Source organism: Peristeroidobacter agariperforans, assembly GCF_004138335.1.
Lineage (GTDB): Bacteria > Pseudomonadota > Gammaproteobacteria > Steroidobacterales > Steroidobacteraceae > Steroidobacter > Steroidobacter agariperforans.
In genome coordinates this window covers 2,137,043-2,161,939 of the sequence record NZ_RYFW01000001.1, presented here as the reverse complement: position 1 = coordinate 2,161,939, position 24,897 = coordinate 2,137,043, and the positions used below count along the sequence as shown (strand labels likewise).

Annotated in this window: 24 protein-coding genes and 1 riboswitch; of the genes, 9 read left to right on the top strand and 15 right to left on the bottom strand. The window is 62.6% G+C overall.

Going from position 1 to position 24,897, the window contains the following annotated elements; all coding sequences use genetic code 11:
- Positions 1-8: 8 nt before the first annotated feature.
- Positions 9-94: riboswitch (cyclic di-GMP riboswitch) on the bottom strand.
- 292 nt (positions 95-386) lie between these two features.
- Positions 387-629, bottom strand: coding sequence for a hypothetical protein (locus EK373_RS09455; RefSeq protein ID WP_129642423.1), 243 nt, complete (start codon positions 627-629; stop codon positions 387-389).
- A gap of 45 nt (positions 630-674) precedes the next feature.
- Positions 675-1,232, bottom strand: a complete 558-nt coding sequence (locus tag EK373_RS09450) for a hypothetical protein (RefSeq protein ID WP_129642422.1) — start codon at positions 1,230-1,232, stop codon at positions 675-677.
- 244 nt (positions 1,233-1,476) lie between these two features.
- Between EK373_RS09450 and EK373_RS09445 the strand changes: the two genes are divergently transcribed.
- The 6 genes from EK373_RS09445 (at position 1,477) to EK373_RS09420 (ending at position 8,378) form a co-directional block, all read left to right on the top strand.
- Positions 1,477-2,211 (top strand): ECF-type sigma factor, encoded by a 735-nt coding sequence (locus EK373_RS09445; RefSeq protein ID WP_322095818.1) that lies wholly within the window; start codon positions 1,477-1,479, stop codon positions 2,209-2,211.
- Complete coding sequence (locus EK373_RS09440; RefSeq protein WP_129642421.1) at positions 2,208-4,982, top strand: serine/threonine-protein kinase; 2,775 nt, start codon at positions 2,208-2,210, stop codon at positions 4,980-4,982. The genes EK373_RS09445 and EK373_RS09440 overlap by 4 nt, the downstream gene beginning before the upstream one ends.
- 89 nt (positions 4,983-5,071) lie before the next feature.
- Positions 5,072-5,911, top strand: coding sequence for a lipid-binding SYLF domain-containing protein (locus EK373_RS09435; RefSeq protein ID WP_129642420.1), 840 nt, complete (start codon positions 5,072-5,074; stop codon positions 5,909-5,911).
- 175 nt (positions 5,912-6,086) lie between these two features.
- On the top strand, positions 6,087-6,542 hold the full coding sequence (gene gspG / locus EK373_RS09430) for a type II secretion system major pseudopilin GspG (RefSeq protein WP_129642419.1): 456 nt from the start codon (positions 6,087-6,089) through the stop codon (positions 6,540-6,542).
- A 54-nt stretch (positions 6,543-6,596) separates the two neighbouring features.
- Positions 6,597-6,920, top strand: a complete 324-nt coding sequence (locus EK373_RS09425; protein ID WP_129642418.1) for a thioredoxin family protein — start codon at positions 6,597-6,599, stop codon at positions 6,918-6,920.
- Between the two features lie 81 nt (positions 6,921-7,001).
- The gene (locus tag EK373_RS09420) at positions 7,002-8,378 is read left to right on the top strand and encodes a DHA2 family efflux MFS transporter permease subunit (protein ID WP_129643519.1); all 1,377 of its coding nucleotides are present in this window, start codon (positions 7,002-7,004) and stop codon (positions 8,376-8,378) included.
- A gap of 18 nt (positions 8,379-8,396) precedes the next feature.
- On the opposite strand, the gene EK373_RS09415 is transcribed toward EK373_RS09420, so the two are convergent.
- The 4 genes from EK373_RS09415 to EK373_RS09400 form a co-directional block, all read right to left on the bottom strand.
- Complete coding sequence (locus tag EK373_RS09415; protein WP_198683180.1) at positions 8,397-9,824, bottom strand: M20/M25/M40 family metallo-hydrolase; 1,428 nt, start codon at positions 9,822-9,824, stop codon at positions 8,397-8,399.
- A gap of 151 nt (positions 9,825-9,975) precedes the next feature.
- A complete protein-coding gene (locus EK373_RS09410) occupies positions 9,976-11,463 on the bottom strand; it encodes a M56 family metallopeptidase (protein WP_232831052.1) in 1,488 nt (495 codons plus the stop codon).
- 171 nt (positions 11,464-11,634) lie between these two features.
- The gene (locus tag EK373_RS09405; RefSeq protein WP_129642416.1) at positions 11,635-12,018 is read right to left on the bottom strand and encodes a BlaI/MecI/CopY family transcriptional regulator; all 384 of its coding nucleotides are present in this window, start codon (positions 12,016-12,018) and stop codon (positions 11,635-11,637) included.
- 110 nt (positions 12,019-12,128) lie between these two features.
- Entirely contained in the window at positions 12,129-13,025 is an 897-nt protein-coding gene (locus tag EK373_RS09400; protein WP_129642415.1) for a LysR family transcriptional regulator, read from the bottom strand.
- Positions 13,026-13,137: 112 nt separating this feature from the next.
- On the opposite strand from EK373_RS09400, the gene EK373_RS09395 reads away from it, so the two are divergent.
- Positions 13,138-14,301, top strand: a complete 1,164-nt coding sequence (locus EK373_RS09395) for an MFS transporter (protein ID WP_129642414.1) — start codon at positions 13,138-13,140, stop codon at positions 14,299-14,301.
- Here the strand turns inward: EK373_RS09395 and EK373_RS09390 are convergent.
- Positions 14,298-15,158, bottom strand: coding sequence for a DMT family transporter (locus EK373_RS09390; RefSeq protein ID WP_129642413.1), 861 nt, complete (start codon positions 15,156-15,158; stop codon positions 14,298-14,300). The genes EK373_RS09395 and EK373_RS09390 overlap by 4 nt on opposite strands.
- Before the next feature lie 119 nt (positions 15,159-15,277).
- On the opposite strand from EK373_RS09390, the gene EK373_RS09385 reads away from it, so the two are divergent.
- Positions 15,278-15,745, top strand: a complete 468-nt coding sequence (locus EK373_RS09385; RefSeq protein WP_129642412.1) for a DUF1203 domain-containing protein — start codon at positions 15,278-15,280, stop codon at positions 15,743-15,745.
- Between the two features lie 3 nt (positions 15,746-15,748).
- Here the strand turns inward: EK373_RS09385 and EK373_RS09380 are convergent, their stop codons facing one another.
- The gene (locus tag EK373_RS09380; RefSeq protein WP_129642411.1) at positions 15,749-16,144 is read right to left on the bottom strand and encodes a hypothetical protein; all 396 of its coding nucleotides are present in this window, start codon (positions 16,142-16,144) and stop codon (positions 15,749-15,751) included.
- Positions 16,145-16,220: 76 nt separating this feature from the next.
- On the opposite strand from EK373_RS09380, the gene EK373_RS09375 reads away from it, so the two are divergent.
- Positions 16,221-16,622 carry a GFA family protein gene (locus EK373_RS09375; RefSeq protein WP_129642410.1) on the top strand — a complete coding sequence of 134 codons (402 nt, stop codon included), beginning with the start codon at positions 16,221-16,223 and terminating at the stop codon, positions 16,620-16,622.
- A 128-nt stretch (positions 16,623-16,750) separates the two neighbouring features.
- Here EK373_RS09375 and EK373_RS09370 read toward each other — a convergent pair whose 3' ends face one another.
- The 7 genes from EK373_RS09370 to EK373_RS09340 all read right to left on the bottom strand — a co-directional run bounded on the left by EK373_RS09370 (position 16,751) and on the right by EK373_RS09340 (position 24,896).
- Positions 16,751-18,553, bottom strand: a complete 1,803-nt coding sequence (locus EK373_RS09370; RefSeq protein WP_129642409.1) for an ABC transporter ATP-binding protein — start codon at positions 18,551-18,553, stop codon at positions 16,751-16,753.
- A 222-nt stretch (positions 18,554-18,775) separates the two neighbouring features.
- Complete coding sequence (locus EK373_RS09365; protein ID WP_198683179.1) at positions 18,776-19,555, bottom strand: alpha/beta hydrolase; 780 nt, start codon at positions 19,553-19,555, stop codon at positions 18,776-18,778.
- A gap of 3 nt (positions 19,556-19,558) precedes the next feature.
- Positions 19,559-20,137: an NnrU family protein gene (locus EK373_RS09360; RefSeq protein ID WP_129642408.1), complete on the bottom strand. Its 579-nt coding sequence runs from the start codon at positions 20,135-20,137 to the stop codon at positions 19,559-19,561.
- 21 nt (positions 20,138-20,158) lie between these two features.
- Positions 20,159-21,844 (bottom strand): thiamine pyrophosphate-binding protein, encoded by a 1,686-nt coding sequence (locus EK373_RS09355; RefSeq protein ID WP_129642407.1) that lies wholly within the window; start codon positions 21,842-21,844, stop codon positions 20,159-20,161.
- Positions 21,845-21,893: 49 nt separating this feature from the next.
- Positions 21,894-22,685 carry a Cof-type HAD-IIB family hydrolase gene (locus tag EK373_RS09350; protein ID WP_129642406.1) on the bottom strand — a complete coding sequence of 264 codons (792 nt, stop codon included), beginning with the start codon at positions 22,683-22,685 and terminating at the stop codon, positions 21,894-21,896.
- Between the two features lie 129 nt (positions 22,686-22,814).
- Entirely contained in the window at positions 22,815-24,089 is a 1,275-nt protein-coding gene (locus EK373_RS09345) for an Hsp70 family protein (RefSeq protein ID WP_129642405.1), read from the bottom strand.
- Positions 24,090-24,155: 66 nt separating this feature from the next.
- Positions 24,156-24,896, bottom strand: a complete 741-nt coding sequence (locus tag EK373_RS09340; protein WP_157994293.1) for an NIPSNAP family protein — start codon at positions 24,894-24,896, stop codon at positions 24,156-24,158.
- Between the last annotated feature and the right edge of the window lies 1 nt (position 24,897).

Here is a 24,897-nt window from a genome sequence, read left to right as displayed (position 1 = left end):
AGGCCGGCGCTGGCAACCCCGCTGTCCTAGGATCAATTCCCTTAGACCGGTGGCTTTGCGTCCCCACCTTTCGGTGAGTTTGCCCTTGCTTAAGGTGGCCCCTGACACGAGCGTGGCTACACCTCTGACAACGCCAGCTAGGGTGCTATACGCAGCGCAAATATGTCAACGAACGAAGTGTGATGCCAGCGGCGCAAAAACGCGACGGGCCTGTGACTTGCCGCACATTTCAAAGGTCTGTCGGTAGGCGACGACAACGCCGTCGACGCCTTGTATCCGTACGCAGACGACTGACAGCCTGCCTTCCCACCCTGTGTGCATCGAGCGGCAAACAGCGTGCGACCGGTGGGAGGGAACCGGTCGCACGCCAGTGTTGCGCCGGTAAGTTAGATCGGCGCTTTCAGAGCTTCGTAGTCAGTCGATGCGGCAGTGGCCTTCCACATCGCGATCTGCTCCGCAGTCACGGTCGAGACACTCGAGCCTGCTGCCGAGGTGGTTGTGTCGGAAGGCAACGTGATCGGCTGCTCGACCATCGCGGCCTGCTCGTGGCCGTACAGAAACGTGCTGGCCACTGCGGTGCCGAGCGTGAGCAACATGGCGGCGCCAAGGGCGATACGACGCTTTGTCATCTCTATCTCCAACGCGAATTCAAACTTGCGAATAGGATTCGTTTGTTAAGCGAGCACCGGGCGTTTGCCGCCGGTGTCACCATCGGCCAGGTTCAGCACCGGGCGCTTACCGCCGGTATCGCCATCGGCCAGCACCGGACGCTTGCCGCCGGTGTCGCCGTCAGTGAGGTTCAGCACCGGGCGCTTGCCACCTGTATCGCCGTCCGCCAGCACCGGGCGCTTGCCACCCGTATCGCCGTCGGTGAGGTTCAGCACCGGACGCTTGCCGCCCGTGTCGCCGTCGGCCAGCACCGGGCGCTTACCGCCGGTGTCGCCATCGACGATGTTGAATACCGGCCGCTTGCCGCCGGTATCGCCGTCGGCCAGGGTCAAGACCGGACGCTTGCCTCCGGTGTCGCCGTCGGTGATGTTAAATACCGGGCGCTTGCCACCCGTGTCGCCATCGGCCAGGACCGGACGCTTGCCACCCGTGTCGCCGTCGACAATGTTAAATACCGGGCGCTTGCCGCCCGTATCGCCGTCCGCCAGCTGCGCGCCAGAGCTCGCGTTAGAAGCAAACAGAACGCCCGCCACCGCCATCGAAATTGCAAATACGTTACGCATGACAACAACCCCTCCCGGGAAAAGTGCTAAAAAACGCCAGTCGCACTGGCTCGATCACTGAGTTAAGCGATGTCCCCTTGAGAATCCCGTCACAGCCCCCTGGACAAGCGGAAGAAAAAAGGAACAATCAGTACATCGCTCAACCGCAATTTCGGGACATCCCGCAAATCAATCGGTTGGGCCGGATTCAGGGACGGCCGTAAGGCGGTTTTGGCTTAGCGACGCGGTACAGCCGGGGCGCCAGGTGAGAAACTGTCGCACTCGAGCCCGTAAACTAGAGAACCCGTCGAAAACGCCGTGGCGTTTTTCGGTTGGAAGAACAGACAGGCCCCGAATCGGAGACCCGCAACTGAGCAACACAATCGCAGCGGCCATTCCACCGCCCGACCGCCAGGCAGTGACACGGCTGTTGTCTGCGTGGCAGTCAGGGGACACTCGCGCCCTGGAACGACTGACGCCGCTCATATATGAGGAGCTGCGCAACCGGGCTCGCCGCTATATGAAACGCGAGCGCCCGGGCCACACCCTGCAGGCCACCGCCGTCGTGCACGAGGCATTCGTCAAGCTCGTCGAGATGAATGTCTCGTGGCAGGACCGTGCTCATTTCTTCGCTGTGGCCGCGCGGCAGATGCGCCGTATTCTGGTGGATCACGCCAAGAGCCGGTTTCGTGACAAACGCGGCGGCACCACCACGGGCTCGCTGAACGACTTCGACATGGACGTGCTCGATCTCGGCCCCGCGACCGCGGGCGATATCGACGTGCTGGAAATCGACGAGGCCTTGCAGCGCCTGTCCGGCAACAATCCGCGCCTCGCGGAGATGGTGGAGCTGCACTACTTCGGCGGCCTCACCTATCAGGAGCTGTCCGAGACCCTGAAGGTGTCCGAGGCCACCGTCGACCGGGAGATCCGGCTCGCGAAGGCCTGGATCCTGCGCCAGATCCGACCGCAACGGAATCGCGAACCCGAAGCCTCATGACGACCGGACAACCAGGGAAGACAGTCGACGATCGCTGGGAGCGGTTGCAGGATCTGTTCTCCCGCGCCGTCGAGTTGCCGGAACACGAACGTGAAGCTTTCATCGGCGCCGAGACCGGCGACGACAAAGACCTGAAAAACGAGCTGCTGGAGCTGCTCGCCTGCGATGTCGGCCAGTCCACCGGCCCGCTGACCCACGCCCTCGGCGCCGCCATCGACGCCACCACCCGCGACCGGCGCAAAGCGCTGGTCGGCCGCGTCATCGGCAATTACAAACTCGCATCCATCCTCGGCCACGGCGGCACCGGCACCGTTTATTTAGGCGAGCGCGCCGATCGCCAGTATTCGGCGCAGGTCGCGGTCAAGATCGTCGACAACGCCCCCATTCATGGCGACCTCGGCCTGCGGTTTCGCGCCGAACGGCAGATTCTCGCCAGCCTGAATCACGCCAACATCGCCCGGCTGCTCGATGCCGGCGAAACCAAGGACGGCCAGCCGTACCTGGTCATGGAATACGTGCACGGCGAGCCCGTCGATCGTTATTGCGATCGCCAGCAGCTCGATCTGCACGCGCGGCTGAAGTTGTTTCTGGAAATTTGCAACGCCGTCCAGTACGCGCACCAGAACCTGATCGTGCATCGTGACCTGAAGCCGGCCAACATCCTGGTGACCGCCGAAGGCTCGCCGAAACTGCTGGATTTCGGCATCGCCAAGCTGCTCGATACCGGCGATGCGGCCGCCATGCTGGCGCTGACGCGCATGAACGACCGGCTGCTGACGCCGGAATACGCCAGCCCCGAACAGATCCTCGGCCGTCAGGTCACCACCGCCAGCGACGTTTATGCGCTCGGCGTCGTTTTATATGAATTGCTCACCGGGCTGCGGCCGTACACCGTGCCCTCCTCGGCCAGCCAGCTCGAGCTGGAACGTTCCATTTGTATCAGCGATCCGCAGCGCCCGAGCACCGCGGTCAAGAAAGCGATGGAAGCGGCCGAGGCCGCGGAAGGCGAATCGGCCATCGCGGCCATCGCGCTGGCTCGCGGCCTGCAGCCGGATCGATTGCAGAAGCGCCTGCTCGGCGACATCGATGCCATCGTCATGCGCGCGCTTCGCAAAGAGCCGCAGCATCGCTATGGCTCCGTCGAACAGCTGGCCGCCGACGTGCGCCGTTATCTGTCGGCCGAGCCGGTCGTCGCACGCCAGGGCAACTGGCTGTATTACTCGCAGCGTTTCGTGCGTCGTCATGCGTTCGGTGTGTCGGCGGGCGCGTTTCTCATCGTTGTCATCGTTGTGTTCGCCGTCGCGATGTCGATTCAGAACCAGCGCATCGCCGCCGAGCGCGACCGGGCCGCGAACGAGAGCAAATCGGCCCAGGCCGTGTCCGAATTCATGCTGGATGTGTTCTCCGCGGCCGAGCCGTTCAAGGCGCAGGGCAAGGAGATCACCGCACGGCAGCTGCTCGAACAGTCGGGCATGCAGGTGCGAGCCGATAAAGGCATGCGCCCCGAGGTTCGCGCGCGGCTGCTCGCCTCCATCGGCCGGGCGTTCCGGCGCAGCGGCGATCCGGAACGTTCGCTGAGTTATCTGGAAGATGCCGTACACCTGCGCCGGCAAATGCCGAACAGCGGCGGCCTGCCGGCTGCCGAAGACATGTCCGAGCTCGCAATCACGCTGCGAGCGCTGGGCGACATGAACGGCTCGGCGCGCGTCATCAACGAAGCGTTGGCCCTTTGCGATCGCATCGGCGGTCAACGCACTCCGACCTACGCGACCTTGCTGACCAATCGCGGCCGCGTGGAATTTGCCAGCGGCGATGTCAGCCGCTCGCGGCAATCGTTCGAACACGCGTTGGCGTTGAATCGTCAGGTGCGCGGCCCTAACGATCAGGAAGTCGCGGTCGTGCTGCTCGACCTGTCGCTGGTGTTCATGTGGATGGACGACATTCCGTCGGTGGAGCGCGTGACGCGCCAGGCCGTGGATATCTTCCGCCTGACGGCCAACGATCTGCATCCCGATCGCGTGCTCGCCGAAACGCGGCTCGGCGAAGCGTTGCTGATGCAGAACCATATCAACGAAGCGGGCGTGATGTTCGAGAGCACACTGGAGAAGCAGCGCATCCTGTTCGGCAACAACAGCCGCCAGGTGGCCGAAGTGCTCGACTCGCTGTCGCAGATTCGTCGAGCGCAGGGCCAGCTGGCCGAGTCGGAACAGTTCGCCGCCGAGGCGCTGAGCTCCGCAGTCAACGCGCTCGGCGCCGAGCACGCGTACACGCCATATTTCCGCACGGCCTATGCCTCGGTGCTCATGCGTCGCGCGAAGTACACAGAAGCCGAACGCGAATTGCGTCATTCGCTCGACACGTTGGCGAAGACGCGCCCGGCCGATCATCAATACGTGTGCTCGGCCGAGCATCTGCTCGGTGAAGTGCTGCTCGAGACCAACCGCCTGGCGGATGCCGAAGGGACGCTGACGGCGGCGATGAATCGTTGGAAGCGCACCGATGCGCCGGCCTGGCGTGCCGCCCGTTCGGCGAGCGCGCTCGGCGAAGTGTTCTACAAGCAAGGCCGCATGCGCGAGGCGGAACAATACTTGACGCGCGCGTACACAGAGCTCGCCGCCGACGACAGCGCCGATCGCGACGTGCGCATCAAGGCGCGCCAACGCGTCGAGCACTTTTATATCGCCAATGGTCAGCGCGAAAAGCTCAACGACCTGATGCTCGCCACCAGCGGCGCCGCGCCTGCCAAGACGCCGCAAGCCCGCTCGAATTAAATCGCCAAGAATCCGCCTCGGGCTTGAACCCACCGCTTCTGTTAAAGTCTCATTACGAGACTGACTCGTTTGTAGGAGTGACGCCAACGATGCGCACACGATCCAACCTGTTCGCGACCAAGCTCGCGGTGCTTCTGCTTTCCTGCGCCATGACCGCCGGTGCTGTTGCTGGCGAGCGCCAGGAGGCACGGCTGCTCACCTCGACACAGGTGCTGAGCGAGCTGATGAGCATGCCCGAGCAAAATATTCCTACCTGGTTGATGGAGCGCGCTTACGCCGTTGCCGTCATCCCCACCGTCATCAAGGTCGGTCTCGGCATCGGCGGTCGTCGCGGCAAGGGCGTGTTGGTCGTTCGTAAGGACACCGGCGCGTGGAGCAATCCGATTTTCATCAACCTGACTGGCGGCAGCTTCGGCTTCCAGGTCGGCGTGCAGTCCGCCGACGTCGTGCTCGTTTTCACCTCAAAGCAAAGCATCGAAGGCATCGTCGGCGGCAAGGTCACGCTGGGCGCGGACGCGTCGGTCGCGGCGGGTCCGGTCGGCCGGCAGAGCTCGGCGGCAACCGATATCGGGCTGACCGCGCAGGTGTATTCATATTCGCGCGCCAGCGGCTTGTTCGCAGGTGTCGCGCTCGACGGCTCGGCCATCACCATCGATAGCTCCTCGAACGAATCGTTCTATAAGAAGCCCGGCATCCTGGCCAGCGAGATCATCCGTGCCGACGCGCCGAGCGCACCGGCCCCGGCGGATCAGTTCGTCGCAGCCGTGCAGCGTTCGGCCAGCGGCAATGTGCCGGCCGCCCCGGCGACCACCCCGCCGCCCGCGACCCCGACTCAACCGCCGGCTTCCACGGCCAGCAGCTCGGCTCCCAGCGGCGTGCAGACCTACCCCCTCGAAGACCCTCAGCCGGGTCAGGAACCGCCGCAGTAACATTGCAGTGAATCTGCGCCGCGAGCGAGTTCGAACTCGCGGCCAGATCCCCCATCTAATCCGCTCGGAGACAGCGGGTATCCGCAGTCCCCAGTTTGCGGACACGGGCCATCCAGATATGATCCGCGCGGCCCGACACGGCAGTCGGCATGTCATACAGCGCAGCGAGATTGCAATGAAATCAACCCAAAAATTCCAGCGCAGCGGCGGATTTACGCTCATCGAAATCATGGTCGTCGTGGTGATTCTCGGCATCCTGGCCGCGATCGTCGCGCCGAACGTGATGCGTCGAATCGACGATGCGCAGCTGACCAAGGTGTCCAGCGACATCCGCACCATCGAAACCGCGCTCAACCTGTATCGCATGGATAACTTCCGTTATCCGACCACCGAACAGGGCATCAAGGCGCTGTACGAGAAGCCCAACGATTCGAGCGTGCGCAACTGGAAGCAAGGCGGCTACCTCGACTCGACTGCGAGCAAGGATCCCTGGGGTAACGACTATCGCTACGTCTACCCGGGCACGCACGGCAAAGAGTTCGACCTGTTCACCTACGGCGCCGACAACCAGGAAGGCGGCGAGGGCCTGGACGCCGACATCGGCAACTGGGTGAGCGATAAGCAGCAGTAACGCGCCGAAAAGCCGACTTACGACGGCGAGGTCGGCTGGTTAGAATTCGGCGCCATGAGCGCCTATACCGAGAGCGCGCCGTCGCGCACTGAAGTCGATGCCTTGCCGGGCGCGACCGTCATCGAGTTCGGCACCAACTGGTGCGGCTTCTGCTCAGCCGCCCAGCCGCACATCGAACAAGGCCTGGCCGCCCATCCCGACCTGCGGCATCTGAAGATCGAAGATGGCCCCGGCCGACCGCTCGGCCGGTCGTTCCGCGTCAAGCTGTGGCCCACGCTGATCTTCATGAAGGACGGCACTGAGGTCGCGCGCGTCGTGCGCCCCAGCTCAGCCCAACCCATTCGCGACGCTGCCAGACAAATCGATCCCAGCGAGTAAGCGCACGCCGCGCATGTGAGCACCGCGCCCTCATCCGACGTCCAACGTTACCTGCCGTGGCTGGTCGGCGTCGTGCTGTTCATGGAAACGCTCGACTCGACCATCGTGAATACGGCCGTGCCGAGCATGGCGCGCAGTCTCGATGTCACCCCGCTCAGCCTCAAAGCCATTGTCACCAGCTACATCCTGGCGCTAGCGGTCGGCATTCCCGTGAGCGGCTGGCTGGCCGATCGCTTCGGCACGCGGAAGTTGTTCATCTCGGCCGTCGCCATCTTCACGCTGGCTTCGATCATGTGCGGCCTGTCGCTGAACGCGCCGATGCTCGTCGCCGCTCGCATCCTGCAAGGCCTCGGCGCCGCGATGATGACACCGGTTGGACGGCTCGCGATCGTGCGGACGTTTCCGAAATCACAACTGCTCGACAAGATGAACTTCGTGATCATCCCGGCATTGATCGGCCCGCTGCTGGGCCCGACGGTCGGCGGATTGATCGTGCACTGGTGGTCGTGGCGCGAGATCTTTTTCGTCAACGTGCCGGTGGGCTTCGCGGCGCTGTGGCTCAGCCGCCGTTACATGCCGGAATACCGCAGCGACTCGCCCCGACCGCTCGATGTGATCGGCCTGGTGCTGTTCAGCTCGGGCGCGGCGCTGTTGTCATGGCTGCTCGAAGTGTTCGGCGAGCATCGGCTCGATGTGACTTCGAGTGCGATTCTTTTCTTGCTGTCGTTCGCGCTGCTCGGCGCTTATGGGTTGCACGCGAATCGCACCGAGCATCCGCTGCTGAGTCTGCGACTATTCCAGGTGCGGACGTTCCGGGTTTCGGTGCTCGGCGGGCTCGTCACGCGACTCGGCATTGGCGGCCTGCCTTTCCTGCTGCCGCTGTTCTATCAGCTCGGCATGGGCATGCCGGCGTGGCAGTCGGGCCTGATGATGATGCCTTCGGCCATCGCCGCGATGACTGTTAAAGCGATCTCGCCGCATCTGCTGCGACGCTATGGCTATCGACGCATTCTGATCGTGAACACGATGGTGATGGGCGTGATCATTGGCTTGTTCGCGCTGGCCGATCAGAGCACGCCCATCGTCGTGATCGTGCTGCTGAGCTTCCTGGTGGGATCGGGCAACTCGATGCAGTTCTCCAGCATGAACTCGCTCGCCTTCGCCGATATCGACGCGCGTAACTCGAGCATGGCGAACACCATCGCCAGCACCACGCAGCAGCTGTCGATGAGCTTCGGTCTGGCCTGCGGCTCGTTGCTGACGGGCTGGTATTTGGGAGGCTTGCCACAGACCGATCAGATCGCGGTCACGAACGCGCTGCACGCGGCGTTCATTACTTTAGGCGTCGCAACGATCGTGTCGTCGCTCAGCTTCTGGACGTTGCGCGCCGGGGATGGGCACGCACTCACGGCTAAGAATGAAACACCGGTCGCGACGCGCGAGCCCGTCACCGACTGACGGACTCGCGCGTTTGTATCAGCGAGCGAGGTCCTTCAACACGCTGTTCCAATGCGCGAGTGCGCCGTCGATGGACGACACCGGCACGCGCTCATTGAGACCGTGCGAGAACTCATCCGAGTCCTTCATGAACAGGCCCGACACGCCGTAGCTCGGCACACCGTTCGCACGGAAGTGCATGCTGTCGGTCGCGCCGGCCGACATCGACGGCACGATCGACAAGCCCGGATAGTTGGCGTGCACCGCCTTGGTCACAGCGGCCATCACATCCTTGCGCAAGGGGGACGCGTCGCTCGCAACCGAGCCGGTGGTCACCTGCGTGATCTTCACTTCCGCATCGGCCGCGACTTCGCCGAGCGTCTTCTGCACTTCCGCCACCGGCGTGCCGGGGAAGATACGGCAGTTGATGTTGGCAACCGCCTTCTGCGGGAGCGCGTTCGTGGCGTGGCCGCCTTCGATCATCGTGGACACGCAAGTGGTGCGCAGCTGGCCGATGTAACTTGGGTCATCGGACAAGGTTGCGATCGCCTGTGCGTCCTCTGGGTTCGCCAGATACCGTTTGACGGCTTCGGCCGTCGGTCCGGACAACTTCGGCAGGCTCGCTTTGAAATAGGCCGTGGTCAGCTCGTTGCGCATGACCGGAAACTGATACTTGCCGATACGATCCAGTGCTGCGGCCAGCTGATTGATGGCGTTCACCTTGCCCGGGCGGCTGGAGTGTCCGCCGGGATTGGTGACGGTCAGCTTGAAGTCCGCATAGGTCTTCTCGCCCGCCTGCAGGCCGTATACAACCGGCTGGCCCTCTTCGGAGAGCAGGCCGCCGCCGGCATCGCCGTTCAACGCCAGCTCCGCATCCTTGAACTGCGCAGCAAGCTTGCGCGTGCTGGCCATCGACGTTTCTTCGTCGCCGGAAAACGCCAGGATCACGTCGCGCTTCGGCTTCCAGCCCTGGCGCTTCAGGTTCGCCATGGTCGCGACGATCATGGACACTTCGAACTTGTTGTCCACCGAGCCGCGGCCGAACACATAGCCGTTTTCGAGCACCGGCGTGAACGGATCGCGCTGCCAGTCCTCGCGCTTCGCTTCGACGACATCCATGTGACCGATGACCAGCAGCGGCTTCTTCTTGCTGTCGGCGCCTTTGTAGCGGGCGACGAAGGTAGCCGTGTTCGCAACCGGCTCGATCTCGATATCGCCAGGCGCATAGCCGGCTTCGACCAGCACGCTCTTCAGATACTCGGCATAGGCCGGCACCTGCCCCGCGCCCTCCACGGTCCGGAAACTGATCGACTTCTGCAGGATTGCCAGCGCCTGATCGTGCAGCGCCTGATCCACCGCCGGCTTGCCGGACGCCGTAGCCCCGACCGCAAAGCTCATCGCGGCACAGCCGATGAGCGCGGCGACATAATTCTTCAGGAGCGAGCTGGACTTCACTTCGAACCTCATTCAAAACGCCATGGCCATGGCAAGCGCGCATTGTGGCCACGGCGCAGCCGTTTAGAAAGAGGTTTGCCCGCTGGCGGCCTTGACGACAGGCATGGGCGCGGATGAAACGTTTTTAATGCGAGCGTATTGGATACAACGTTGCCCTGGGGCGCTACTGCTGCAACCAGTGCCAAGCTACTGTAACGCGATTCCCGGCGGCATCCCTCACGGCCGTGCCGCGCACGACATCGCCGATGCGCGCCCCCAGTAGAGCGTTCTCGACGAAGCGTCGCGACTCGTTCGGATCGGTGATGATGTTTCGCCGCCCTCCGCGAACGAATTCCCCCTCGGCGCTCAACGCCATCCACAGCTCCGTTCCCTGGGTGAGCCCAACGTCGATCGCCGCCGGATCGGCTAGCTTTATCACGGCGCGTTCGTTTTCCGTCTTCCTGATCAGAAAGGCTTCCAGCCAGTTACGGTCGCGTCGGATCGCGGACATATCGATAGCCGGGGCCGCTACGTCGATCGGCTTGCCGCCTGGATTCACGCCCAGAATTACCAGCGCCGGGTTCGGACCAAAGCGCCTCGAGCCCAACCTCAGCTGCAGAAACACGGCGCTAGCAGCCGTTGGCTCGCCAGCGAGCGCTGCGAACATGTTTTGCAATTCATCGCTGGAAATCGGGTCTCTCTGCCATGAAGGCCGAAACTCGAGATGATGGCGAACGACGCGACCGTCATTGTCCGCAGCGATGAAAATATATGGAGTCCTGGACCGGTCGGCGTTCAATACGCCCGGCTCGAAATGCGCGATAGCCTGCACGAGCGACTGCCACTGTACTTCCAGCTCATGCTGCGGAGAGAGCACGCGAGGTGCGGCAATGACCGATCCTGCGGTTGGATGCGGCGTCCACGGCCGGGCAGCAGGTGGATTCAACGCTGCAGCAGTCGCGCAGATCGCCAGAGACGCGAGCGCAAGAATCACAATCGCGGGTTTGTCGTGCGGCGCGCGCGAACGGAGCATCGTTCGAATCCGCTTCTCCAGGGACGATGCTGACTCGATCAGCGCCGGAACGACAACTGTGTCGCGCGCTCCTAGCGACGCTGCATCGAGAAGTGCCTGACCATATTCATTGGGTCCGAACTGAGCTCGCAGCACGCGCTGATCGCAATCCAACTCGATTGCCAATCGCAGGCGTTTCAGTTGCCACCAGAGAGCAACGTTCCAGGGAAAGATCATCAGTACGCAAATTGCTGCGCCGATCAGCCATTGATCTTTCGCTTGGACATGCTGCAGCTCGTGCGCTATCACCATTTCACGCTGGCGGGCGGACATCTGGCGTATCCATCCCGGAAGAAGAATCGTCGGGTTGGTGAGGCCGATGACGGCGGGTCCAAGGTTTTCCGTCATCACGACTGGGCAGCCCGCAACGACGGCGACAGTCCCAAGCCGCTGCTCCCGCCTCACCGCATAAAGCCCGAGCGCGAACATGATCGAGGCAGTTGCCGATAAGCACAGCCAGACGGCGCCCAACCACTGGTCGATCGCCTGCACCCCGGCGTTCTGGCTGAGTGGCGCCTGCATCGAGGGACCTGCCGAGACCTCGGCATCGAGGTTCCCGATCGATGAAGTTCCCACGACTTCCAGAAATCGTTCGCTCATGGGGAGCGGTGCGAGTGTGTGTACCACCGGAATCGAGACGGACAAAGCCAGTGCCGCAACCCATGCCCATCGGGAAGCAAATCGACAAAGCGAGGCGGCTCGCTCCCAGGCCACAGCAGCCAGGCCGACCATCCCAGCGACGAGCGTCGCATAGAGCATCCAACTCAGCATTTATGTCTTCCTTTTCGAGCCTGCTTTGCGGTTTTCGTCCAGAATCGCTTGAATACGCTGCAGCTGATCCTTGGAGAGCTCGTGGTCGTCTACGAGCTGAGCGAGCAGCAACTCGGACGAGCCGCGGAACAGCTTTTTTGTGAGTTGCCGCACGGCCGTTCGACGCAGATCCGCTTGCTTGACGGCCGCCTCGTAACGATGCGCCCGGCCTTCGGCAACGTGCCGCACGCATTTCTTCGACTCGAGATTCTGCAGAATCGTGAGCACAGTCGTGTACGCAAGCTTCGCGCTCAAGCCGCTCAAGACTTCGTTCACTGTCGACGGCCCGCGCTGCCACAGCACGTCCATCACCTCGCTTTCCCTGCTGCCAAGAGAGATCTTCATAGCGCCTCGACGTACTACTAAGTGCATAGTACACGAATAATACTATGTGTATAGTAGTAACGGCCCGGGCCGATGGCATCGATGGCGCAGGGGGCGCAGGGGGCGCAGGCTCAGTCTGCTATGGATACTCGCTCGACCAGGAAATCCATAAAGACTCTGACTCGCGCCGCCAGGCGCGCATGCCCGATATACAACGCATGTATATCTTCGCTGTCCGCCTTGATGTAATCCTGCAATAGCGGCACAAGCCGGCCAGCACGCACATCGGCTCCAACGAGAAAATCCGCCAGCCTCGCCACACCGGCGCCGCCCACGCACATCAGTCGCAGCGACTCGCCGGAGTTCGCTATGAAGTTCCCCGTGACGTGAACTTGTTTACTCCGCTGGCCGGCACGAAAGGTCCAGCCTTCGATCGAGCGACGGTAGTTGAAGTTCAGGCAATTGTGCCGATCCAGATCGGCCGGCGCCTGCGGCGTACCGTGACGTTGCAAATATTCCGGCGCAGCGACGACGAGCCAGCGACTGCTGCCCAGCTTGCGCGCCCGCAGCGATGAATCTCGCAACGCGCCGTGACGGATCGCGACATCGGTGCGTTCGCTGACCAGATCGACCAACGCATCCGTCAGCGCCAAATCCACCGTGATCTTCGGATACCGCTGCAGAAACTCCGGCAACACGGGTATCACCCGATGAATTCCAAACGGCGTCGATGCGCTCACTCGCAAGCGCCCGCGTGGCTCGCTCTTGTCGGTCGCGAACGAACGCTCCAGCTCATCCAGGTCCAACAGCAGCTTTTGCGCCTGTACCCGAAATTTTTCTCCCTCCGGGGTCACGGCAAGCGAGCGGGTCGTTCGAGTCAGCAACCGCACTCCCAGCCGGGCTTCGAGCCGCGCCACGCTACGGCTCACCGCTGAGGGTGTCTGCCGCAAGGCTTTGGCCGCCGCGGCGAAGCTGCCGCCCTCGACACTGCGTAAAAAGGCTTCGATTTCGCCGGTTCTATTGTCCATGGAGCCGCCCGATTCGTTCATTCAATGCACGACGCTCGTGTACGCGGACATTCTTATCAGCAATCGCAGCCGCCCGCATCATTGCCTTTCCTCAAAACTCCTCGAGACAGTCATGCCTCTCGCCTTGTATGCGCTCGCGGTCGGCGCCTTCGGAATCGGCGTCACCGAATTCGTGATCATGGGACTGCTGCTGGAAGTCAGCGGCGACCTCAACGTGTCCATCTCCGCCGCGGGGATGTTGATCTCAGGGTACGCACTCGGCGTCATGGCCGGCGCGCCGATCATGACGGTGGTCACTGCTCGCTGGCCCCGCAAGGCGACGCTGCTCGCGTTGATGGCGATCTTCACGATCGGCAATCTTGCTTGCGCCATCGCTCCCACCTACTTCGGATTGCTAGCCGCCCGCGTGCTTACCGCATTCGCGCACGGCACGTTCTTCGGCGTCGGCTCGGTGGTCGCGACACAACTGGTCGCGCCTCAACAGCGCGCGTCGGCCATCGCCATCATGTTCACTGGCCTGACAATTGCGACGGTGCTCGGCGTTCCGTTCGGCACCTGGCTCGGTCAGTTGGCCGGATGGCGCGCGACCTTCTGGGCCGTCGTGGGCATCGGCGCTTTTGCACTGGCGGTCATCGCCTTGCTCGTACCTCGCGACGCCGGACAAATCGAAGAAGGTAACTGGCGCAGCGATCTGCGCGCGCTCGCCCGCGGTCCCGTCGTGCTGGCATTGCTAACAACCGTGTTCGGCTTCGGCGGCATGTTCGTTGTGTTCACCTACATTGCGCCACTGCTGACTCAGCTCACGCACGTCAGCGAGCGGGCTGTGTCGTTGGTGATGCTTGTCTTCGGCGGCGGCCTGGTCGTCGGCAACATCGTCGGCGGCAAGCTGGCGGATCGATATCTTGAAGCAACGCTGATCGGCTCGCTGCTCATGCTGGCGGCCGTGCTGGGGCTGATGACGTTCGCCGTTCATGACAGCATCGCCATGGTGATCTTCGTCGCCCTGCTCGGCGCAGCGTCATTCGCAACGGTGCCGCCGCTGCAGATGTGGGTGCTGGAGAAGTCCAGCGGGGCCGGCCAGAGCCTCGCGTCGAGTTTCAATATCGGCGCGTTCAATCTTGGCAACGCGCTCGGCGCTTGGCTGGGCGGCACCGTGATCGATCATGGCCCCGGATTGCCGGCTCTGCCTTGGGTCGCTGCGGTATTGCCGCTGCTCGCAGCTGCGCTGGCGCTCAAAGGACTGCGCGCCTCGCGAGTTGCCGCGGCGACCTGCTAGCCGGTAACCGCTAGAGCAATGACGCCGGTGACGATGAGCACGGCTCCCGTCAGTCGGATCGGCGTCACTTGTTCCTTGAGTAAACGAGCGCCGAAGTAGGTTCCGATCAACGTCGCCAGCTCCCGCATGGGCGCGACGTGCCCGATGGGAGCATGTTTCATCGCGTACAACACCAGGATGTAACCCAGCGGGCCGAGCACCGCGACGATGAGAATGGGCGTACGGTACATTCGCCACTCGCCGAGCAGCGCAGGCGGATCTCTCAGCGCCATCGGCGCAAGCACCGTGAGGCGGAGCATGTTGCCGGTGAAGTCGATCACGAACGGGGACAACATGAGCGTCTTCACCGCCCAGCCGTCGTTGATCGTATAGCCGGCGATGAACACGCCGGTCAGCAAGCCCAACGCGATGCCGGCACGCGGCGCTTTGTGAGCTTCGTTCGCAAGACCGGACACCATCAGAATGCCGCCGACGATCAGCAACACGCCGAGCACGGAGAAGATATTGGCCGGCTCGTGCAGAATGAAGGTCGCCGCAAGGAATGACAGCAACGGGCCGGTGCCACGCGCCAGCGGATACACCAACGACAGATCGGAAACTCTGTAGCCCGCCTGCAGCGTGAGCGAATAGCCCATGTGCAGGATGCCCGTCATCAACAACGCTACCCAGTGGGCTGTTGCAAACTGTAGCTGAGTGGTCGAGAGCACCCATATCACCGCCGGCGCGTACAGCACGACCGATCCCAGCGAATACAACCAAACGAAATGGCGCGAGCCCGAGGCGCGCTTGGCGGCCAGATTCCAGGTGGCATGAGTGAACGCCGCGAGCAGCACGGCCGCAATCGCAAGGGGGTGCATGCGGCGATCTTAACAGGCGCTGGCTGGCGGCCTCCGAAGAAAGGTCGGCAAGAAGCGGAGTGCCGCGCGACGACTGCGACGGCAAGGTAGGCACTCGTTCGCCAATCCCGGAGCCGACCATGAGCTTTCAAATCACTGGACTGCCGCTGAGCCAGTTCTCGCCCTTGTTCTCGATGTCCGATGAAGAACTGGCACGCCAAGGCGCGCTTCGGGTAACCGCCGATGAATGCCCCGGCTTTCCCTGCCGCGTCAGCCTGCAAGATGCCGAGATCGGCGAGCAGCTGATCCTGCTGAACTACGAGCACCTGCCCGTCGCCACGCCCTACCGCTCACGTCACGCCATCTACGTCCGCGAAGCCGCAACCGAAGCCCGGCTCGCCATCGACGAAGTGCCTCAACAAATGCGTTCTCGCCTGTTATCCGTGCGCGCCTTCGAGGCCAGCGGCATGATGAAAGCTGCCGACGTGGCCCCCGGCACCGCCATCGAAAAACTCATCGAGCAGATGTTCGCCAAGCCGGGCATCGCCTTCCTCCATGTTCACAATGCTAAATGGGGCTGTTTCGCCGCCCGGGTGGATCGCGCGTAGCGGTTAAGTCACATCGAACGCGTTGCGCGACGAACTGCGAGCGCCGCAGAAGGGACAGACCACGGCAGTGTTGAGATGAACGTGGTCGCAGTGGCGGCACTTGATCAATTCCTTGCTCAGGTCCACCGCCCCGTCGGCGACGCCATCCAGCAAATCCGTGCTCGCCACGTATTTCTCGAGCTCGGCGTCTGAGAGGTCGACCTTGTCTTTCAGCAGGCGCCACAGCGACAACGTGACCAGCTTCAGCTGTTCGTGCCGCCGTTCCAGCTCGAGCAGCCGCGCTTCGGTCGAGGCCGCACGCTCTTGCATCGAGCTCGAGTGCTCGCCGCGTCGTTCTGCCTCGGCCCGCAGGCGCTGGATGTCGGAGTCCTGGAACAGATTCCAGATGAAGTCGATCATGAGCTGTCCTTGGCAGTGACCGGCGATTCAAGCAGCTTAATACTTTGAGCTGGCTCCGACATGCTATCGTCGACCCATGCTCAAAACATACTCAGGCAGCTGTCATTGCGGGGCGGTGCGGTTCGAGGCGGACATCGATCTCACGCAGCCGACTTATCGCTGTAATTGCTCGATCTGCGCGAGGAACCGGTTCTGGCCGGCGATCGTGATGCCGGAGCAGTTTCGACTGCTGGCGGGCGAGGCGGAGCTGACCCAATATTTGTTCAACACCCGCCGCAACGAGCATTACTTTTGCAAACATTGCGGCGTGCGCTCGTTCGGCATCGGCAACACGCCCGATGGGCAGCGGGTTTATGGCGTGAACCTGGGCTGCCTGGAAGACGCGACGCCAGAAGAGCTGGCGGCTGCGCCGGTCGTGTACGTCGACGGCAAGCACGATAACTGGAACAACGCGCCGGCGATTACGAGCCATCTCTGAGATAGCTCGAGCGACCCGCCGAACTGGCTGCGCAGCAGTCGATCTTTTCTCCAGCCCTGCAGGGGAAAAACTAAAGATGTAATTCCCCCTCTCCCATCGGGAGAGGGGGCCAGGGGCGAGGGTCTTCTTTAGCTGGCTTCGCGAGCCTGCGAAACCCCAACAACCCCACCCGACTGCCTTTCAAACAGCCTTCGATAGTGACCGTGCGACCGGCGTAGCAGCGCGTCGTGCGATCCTTCCTCGACGATGCGGCCGTGCTCGAACACCAGGATGCGATCCATCGCCCGCACCGTCGACAGACGGTGCGCGATGACGATGGACGTGCGGCCCGACATCAAGCGATCCATGGCCTGCTGAATCAGCGCTTCGGATTCCGAGTCGAGGCTCGAAGTCGCCTCGTCGAGAATCAGGATCGGCGCATCCGCCAGGAACGCCCGCGCCAGCGCCACACGCTGCCGCTCACCGCCCGAAAGCTTCACACCGCGCTCGCCGACCAGGGTCTGATAACCCCGCGGCAGACGCACGATGAAGTCGTGAGCATTCGCCAGCCGAGCAGCCCGCTCGATCTCCTCCATCGTGGCATCCGGCCGGGCATACGAGATGTTCTCGGCCAGGCTGCGATGAAACAGGATGGGCTCCTGCTGCACGATCGCGATCTGCGACCGCAACGACTCCTGCGTGGCGTGCATAACATCCTGCCCATCGATCAGCACGCGACCCTCGGTCACGTCGTACAGCCGCTGGATCAGCTTCACGAACGTGGTCTTGCCCGAGCCGGAATGCCCGACCAGACCGATGCGCTCGCCCGGCGCGATCCGCACGTTCAAATCCCGATACAGCGGCGTGTGCTGCCCGGCGTAACAGAACGTCACATGATCGAACCGCACCTCGCCCGCATCGATACGCAGCGGCCGAGCGCCTGGCGAATCCGCCACACCCATGGGCTCCGCGTGCAGCTGAACCATCTCTTCCATTTCGTTCACGGAACGCTGCAGGTGATGAACGTGCTGGCCGATATCACGCAGATAACCGTGCACGACGAAGTACGTCGTCAGCACATAGGTGATCTCACCTGGCGTCGCGCGTCCCTGCCACCACAACCACAAGGCAGTCGCGGTGATGGCCGAGCGAACGAACCAAAGCAGCGCCAGCTGTCCCGTGCCACTCCAGGTGTGAAGCATCCAGGTGCGATGCGTACGGCGCGACCATTTGTGCATGACCCGGCTGAGTCGCGCGTCCTCACGAGCTTCCGCGCCGAAGGATTTCACGACCGAGTTCCCACCGAGCGCGTCGGCAAGCACACCACCGATGCGCGTGTCCTGGGCATTGGAAAGGCGCGACGCCGGAGCGACGAGACGAGTTGCAAGCGTCACCGTCAATATTGCGTACGCAATGGAGCCCAGCGCCATCACTACACCCATGATCGGCCAACGCTGGCCAAGCAGGAACACGGTTCCAACCAGCACGACCAACGACGGCAACAGCGCCAGCAGCAGCACATCGTTGATCATGTCGAGCGCCCACATGCCGCGCGTGATCTTTCGCACGATGGAGCCCGCAAAACTGTTGTTGTGCCAATCCGTCGAGAAACGTTGCACGCGATGGAAGGCGCCCTGCGAGATTTTCCGCATCATGCCCAGCGTGAGCGGCACGATGGCCCACCAGGCCAGATGCCGGAGCGCGACCATCGCCAAACCCAACCCAGCCATGACCAGGAAAGAGTGAAGCGCGACGTCTGCAAATTCCCGCCCCTGCGCGAGGGCGTCGACGAGCCGGCCGGCATACACCGGCACGACCACTTCAGTGACCGTCGACAGCACCATGGCCAGAGCCACGAGGATGACGAGCCCCTTGCGTTCGGCCCAATGCCGGAGCGTGAAAACAAGCACATTACGGAGGACCTGCGAGCCCTCGACGCGGGATTTGACCATGATGAGCCAGCGCGATTACCGCGCTGTCCTTGCGAAGCCGATGGAGCCTGACGGAGGCGGCGGGCCCAGCAGGCCGAATTGACCCACGTGGGGATGAAGCCGCAGTTTTTCTACCGGGAGCCCGGAGTTAGCGGGTATGTACCGGTGGGAGGTGCATGCTGAATGGAATCATCGGTGCCCTCCTTGCTTCGCGACGGGCCAATGAGAAGAGCGAACATTCAATCATTGTTCGCTGTTTTGAGCAAGCGCAGTTTGCAACGCCTCTACATACATCGGAGTCGCAGAGATTGTGTTGTGGCCGGTGTCCGGAATGATTCGCTGACTCGCAACGCCTGGCCGAAAGGCTGCATACAAAGCGTCCGTGCTGGGGCGTGGAATAATTTCATCGTGCTCGGCGACCACCAGCAGCGTCGGCACATCGATGAGCGGCGCATGGCGCCACGATTCAAATCGGTCACGAATCAGCCACTTCACGGGAAACATCGGAAACTGGCTGGCCGCAAGCTCGGCAATACTGGCAAACGGCGTAATCAGCACCAGCCTGGTCGCCGGGCGCTGACTGGCGAGCCGTATGGCGACACCGGAACCCAGGCTCCGCCCCATGACGGTGATGTTGGGATGCCGAGCGTGCACGTAGTCGAACAATGCCAGCGCGTCCTGCGAAATAGCCGCTTCAGAGGGACTCCCCGAGCTGCCGCCATAGCCGCGGTAATTCATTAGATACAGCGCGTGGTCGGGAAAGGCGTCGGAGAACGACGGCAGGTTGTACGTCACGTCCTCGCCGTTGCCGCCGAAGTACACGATGGCGTTCGGCCCGTTGTGCGCGCGAACGCTGATGACCAGCTCCGCCCCCTGCACGGATAACGGCAGCGTCGCCGATGTTTTACCGTGCGGCCGTGGCTGCGGGAAATAGATCATCGAGCGCTGAAAGAAGAACAGCACGGCACACAAGCCGACATAGACGACCGCGACGAAGATGCCAAAGCTGAGCAATGTCTTCACGACTCACATCGCCAGCGGCGGCACTCCAATCAGCCATGTGTGCAGCCAGAATACGAAGATGACATACAACGCGAGACCACCGACCACGGCGATGAGATCGTTGTACTTTCCCGGCGGCGGCCCGGGCACCGGCCGGACCACGGCGCGACGTTTGACTGAAATACGATCCGCCACGGCCCAGAGCAGAAAGCCGCCAAACAACAGTAAATCCGCCAACATGCCATTGGCGAGCAAATGCGCGAACGCCCACGCTTTTACCGCGGCCAGCATCGGATGTTTCACTGCTGCCTTGATGCGCCCGGGCAGATAAGCCGCCAGCAGCAACGGAAACACCGGCAGCATCAATAGCAAAGCAAGATGCCGCATCCACAGCGGCGGCGCATACACGAGGATCGGATCCTGGCGAGCAACGCCGTAACCCCACACCAGCAGCACGAACCCGAGGATGGACAGCAGCGAGTAGATGCCCTTGTACGGCTTTTCGCCCAGCTTCGCGACCGCCCTGCTGCGGAACGTCGGCGAGACGATTTCCACCGAGTGCACGCCGAGAAAGATCACCAGTCCCAGGATCAGGTATAGCATCGTGGCTCCTGCTCGAATGGCTTACGACTTCTGCGCGGCGTTGCGAATCGACTGCAGCGTGGCGTTCGGCGTGATCGCTTCCGGATCGATGCGTACTTCGATCAATGCCGGCTTGCCCGCCTTCATGGCGCGCTCCAACGCCGGTCCAAATTGCTCGGTCGTCTCCACCAATTCACCGTGAGCTCCAAACGCCGTGGCGAACGCCGCGAAGTCCGGATTCACGAGCGACGTGCCGTACACCCGAGCCGGATATTCGCGTTCCTGGTGCATCCGGATCGTGCCGTACATATTGTTGTTGACCACGATGACGATGACATTGAGTTGATATTGAACCGCGGTCGCCAGTTCCTGGCCCGTCATCAGAAAGCAACCATCGCCCGCGAATGTGACGACGGTGCGGGTCGGATACAAAGCTTTGGCCGCGATGCCGGCGGGCACGCCGTAGCCCATCGCACCGGATGTCGGCGCCAGCTGCGTCCGGAAACCGCGGTAGCGATGGAAGCGATGCGCCCAAGTTGTGTAGTTGCCCGCGCCGTTAGTGACGATGACATCCGGCGGCAGCACGCGATCCATATGCTGAATCACGTCCCACATCTGCACCTTGCCCGGAATCTCTTTGCGCCCTTGCCACGCTCGATACTCCGAGTTTGCCACCGCGACCTGCGCCTTCGATTCATCGCGCGTAACCTTGGGCAACGCCGCCAACGCTCGCGTCATGGCGGGCATGGTGGCGTTGATCATCAGTTCGGCGTGATAGAAGCGACCGAGCTCGTCCGCTTCTGGATAAATGTGCACGAGTCGCTGCGCTGGAACTGGACCGGCAATCAGCCCATAGCCGCTGGTCGTGATCTCACCAAGCCGCGCGCCGAGCACGATCAGCAGATCGGATGCCTTCACGCGCTCGGCCAGCTTTGGATTGATACCGATGCCGACATCGCCCGCGTAATTGGGATGCGCGTTGTCGAATAGATCCTGCGAGCGAAACTCGCATCCCACCGGGATGTGCTGTGTCTCGGCAAAACGCTGCAATTGTTTGCAAGCCGCTTCGTCCCAGCCACTGCCGCCGACCAGCAGGAACGGCCGCTGCGCTTCGCCGAGCATCTGCGACAACTGGCTGAGCGCCTCTGGCGACGGCGCAGACTCGATCCGCTGCCACGGCCGCGCATCCGCGACGGCAGCGGTTCCGCTCAACACGTCTTCTGGAAGCGCCAGCACCACCGGCCCCATGCGTCCGCTGGTGGCCACCTGGTAGGCGCGCGCGATGAACTCGGGAATGCGATCGGTGCGATCGATCTGCGCCACCCACTTCGACATCGGACCGAACATGCGCCTATAGTCGATCTCCTGAAACGCCTCGCGCTCCATGAAGTCGGTGCCCACCTGGCCGATGAGCAGAATCATCGGCGTCGAATCCTGGAAGGCAGTGTGTACACCGATGGAAGCGTTGGTTGCGCCTGGCCCGCGTGTCACCAGGCAGATGCCGGGTTTGCCGGTCAGCTTCCCATAAGCCTCGGCCATGTTGGCCGCGCCGTTTTCATGGCGACAGGTGATCAGCTTGATGCGATCGCGCACGGTATACAGCGCGTCGAGCACCGGCAGATAACTCTCGCCGGGCACGCAAAAAGCAAGCTCGGCTCCGTGCGTCAGCAGTTGATCGACAATGAGTTGCCCGCCCGTGCGCTGCGGATGGCTCGAACTCGAAGTCATGGCGCCCACCTATCGTGGAGAAAACGCCAATCTTACCGCGAGTGTCAGGTTACCTGCTGCCGATGGCGAGCTTGAGCGCGTCCGCGAGCCCGGCCTCATCGACATGCCCGATGGTGCGCTCGGCTGCCGCGATGACCTGAGGATCGGCGTTGCCCATCGCAATGGGATGGCCGACGACACGCAAGGCCGACAGATCGTTGCCCGAGTCGCCGACATACATAACGTCACGCAGGTCGACGCGATACGCAGCGGCGATCTCACGCATGGCAGCGCCCTTGCTCACGCCGTGACGGGTCAAGCCGATGAATCGAACGTCAGGCATGAGCGGCGAACTCGAGTCAGCCATCTCGAGATCCGGAGGCGCGACGACTCGCTTGGCGTCTTCGGGCGAGAGCAGCCACTGCGCGCGCACCAGCGGCGGCGACAATGTTTCATACGGCCGCGGGTTGAAAGGCAGGCCGAGCAGTTCGGCATGTTCTTTCGCCCACGGCGCCTGGCTCTCGACGGTGTAGTCGTCATCGCCATACAACTCGAGCACGTGACCGGTTTCGCGTGCAAGTGAGATCAGGCCGCGAACGGATCCTTCAGGAAGTGGCGTGGAGCGCGACTCGTGAGTCGCGAGGTTCACGACGCTCGCACCATTCTGAAAGATGTGCCAGCCATCGTCATCGAGATGACGCGCATACTCGGCAGCTACGCCAAACGCGGGGCGGCCCGAACACAGCGCGAGATGAATTCCTTTGGCGCGCGCCTCAGCGGCGAGCTGCCAGATAACGCCCGGCACCTCGCCGGAGCTGCCGATCAAGGTGCCATCGACATCGATGCCAATCAGAGCAATCAACGGTGTCTTCCCAACGCGAGCACGGGTCACGAGTGTAGCGTGCCCCAGGGAGTCGCGGGCGAGTACAACCGTCAGATTCGGCTCACTTGCCCCTGATCACTCACAGTGGAGGGCTGTTTTTACAGAGTGTCAGCGCGGCACACCCATCAGCGCCAGACCCTGGGCGACCGAGGAGAACTCGTCGCCGCCGATCAGCTTGTCCGCTCCGAATTTCCTCGCGAACAACTCGCGCACTGCTGGCACCAAAGCGGTGCCGCCCGTCATGAAAACGCGAGTGAGATTCGCAGGATTCACGCCAGCGGTTCGGACGGCCTCGTCCGCCGTCGCCTCGATGCGCGACAAATCATCGGCGATCCATTGTTCGAATTCGGCGCGCGCGACCGTGCGATCGATCTCGATCGGGCCTGCCTTGAAGCTGAGCCGCGCGCTGTCCTGCGCCGTGAGCGTTTGTTTCACTCGCGAGACGGCTTGAAACAACGTGAAGCCTTCCTCGTTGCGAATGACGTGCACCAACCCTTCGAACGCCTCTTGATCGACAGCCGTGCGCAGAATGTCAGTGATGTGTCGTAACGTCTGGCGGTTATTCATCATCGACAGCTGATGCCAGCTCGCAAAGTTGGCGTAGATCCACAAAGGAATCGGCAGCTTCTTGGTTTCGGGCTGGAACTGCGAGCCCATGCCGAGGGCCGGACACACGGCGTTGTAGACGATTTGATAATCGAAACGATCGCCGGCAATGCCGACACCAGTCTGCGCCAGCGGCGTGAGCTTCGGCTGCGCCCCTTCAGCATTCACTTCCACGATCGAGAAGTCGCTCGTGCCGCCGCCGAGATCGGCGACGAGCACCAGGTGACGACCACGCGCGCGGCTCGCAAACGCGTATGCGGCCGCTTCAGGCTCCGTTCCAATTCGATCCGCCTCGCGCCCCGCGAACGCAAACGCCGCTTTCAATCTCGTTTGCGCAAGCTCATCGTCGGGCGATGCGCCGGCGAACTCGATGGGCCGGCCGATGACGAGCGGCGCCTGGGTCAGCAGCTCGCGCGCGCCAGTCGCGTCATACAGGTGCTCAAGCAGTGTGCCGATCAACGACTCGAGGGTGTAGGTGTGTGTGAACACCTTGGTGTCGACGAATGCCCGGCTGCCCAGAAACGATTTCATCGATTGCACGAGCCTGGCCGGCCCGGTGCGCGAAATGTAGTCGGCGATTGCGTCTGCACCCGCACTGCTGATCGGACGATCGCGCGGATTCGGTTCGGCGGGCCGGAAACACAGAATCGACGGCAATGCCGTGCCCTCGCCTGCCCGAGAAGGCACTTTGAGCACGGTCGAGCCGAGATCTGCGCCCACCACGGCAATAACGGTATTGCTGGTGCCGAAATCGACACCAATGGAAATGGGCTGCATGGAAGGTCGCCGGGGATAAACGGCCGGCCATTGTAGCAGCTCCGCGGCGGGCGAGCCCCCGAGTTCTCAGCGCAACAACGATCGGGAGGTCGGGGCAAGCCTCAACACCTGCGCGGCCCGTTCCTGATAATCCTTCAGCTCGCGCCCCACGGCGCTGCCCTGGAGCTTCGCGAGCATCTGATCGTAACTCGCCGCATCTTGCGTGCGAGTAAACCAGACGAACACCTTCTCATGCTGCCGCACCGGGAGTGCGGGGAAATTATTCGGCGTGGCCTCGGTAATATAGCCGCCTAGCACGGGCACCCCGGCAGCTGTCAGTTCCGGCTTGAGCTTTTCCGCAAAGAATCGAGTGAAGCCTTCGGACGGATCCTTCCAAAGATAGTAGATCGTCACAACGATGGTGCTCGCGGGCTTTGGCGCGTCGCCGGCCTTGGCCCGCTCGCTCGCCGGCGGCACTTGCAGCGCCAACTCTGCCGTTGCAGGTTTCAGCAGCAAGACGTTGTCGTTGTCCTCCAGCAGTGGATTGGCCTCGCCCCGATGCGCCTTCCACACCGGACCGGTGTAGAAATGAGTAAGCGCCGCGCCGCGCGCGTCCATGTTTGAAAACTCCCGCATCCACGTGAACCGATTCGGATCATCGCGATCCCGGAATTGACCGAGCAGGCGCATGCCGACCTCTTCCTGCCCCTCGATCAACTTGCCGTCGAACACGGCGATCATCTCGTCGCGTTTGCCCGCAACGATCTTGTACTGACGCAATTCGAGCACCGCCGGCGTCACAACGGATGTATCTGCACTCGTCGCCATC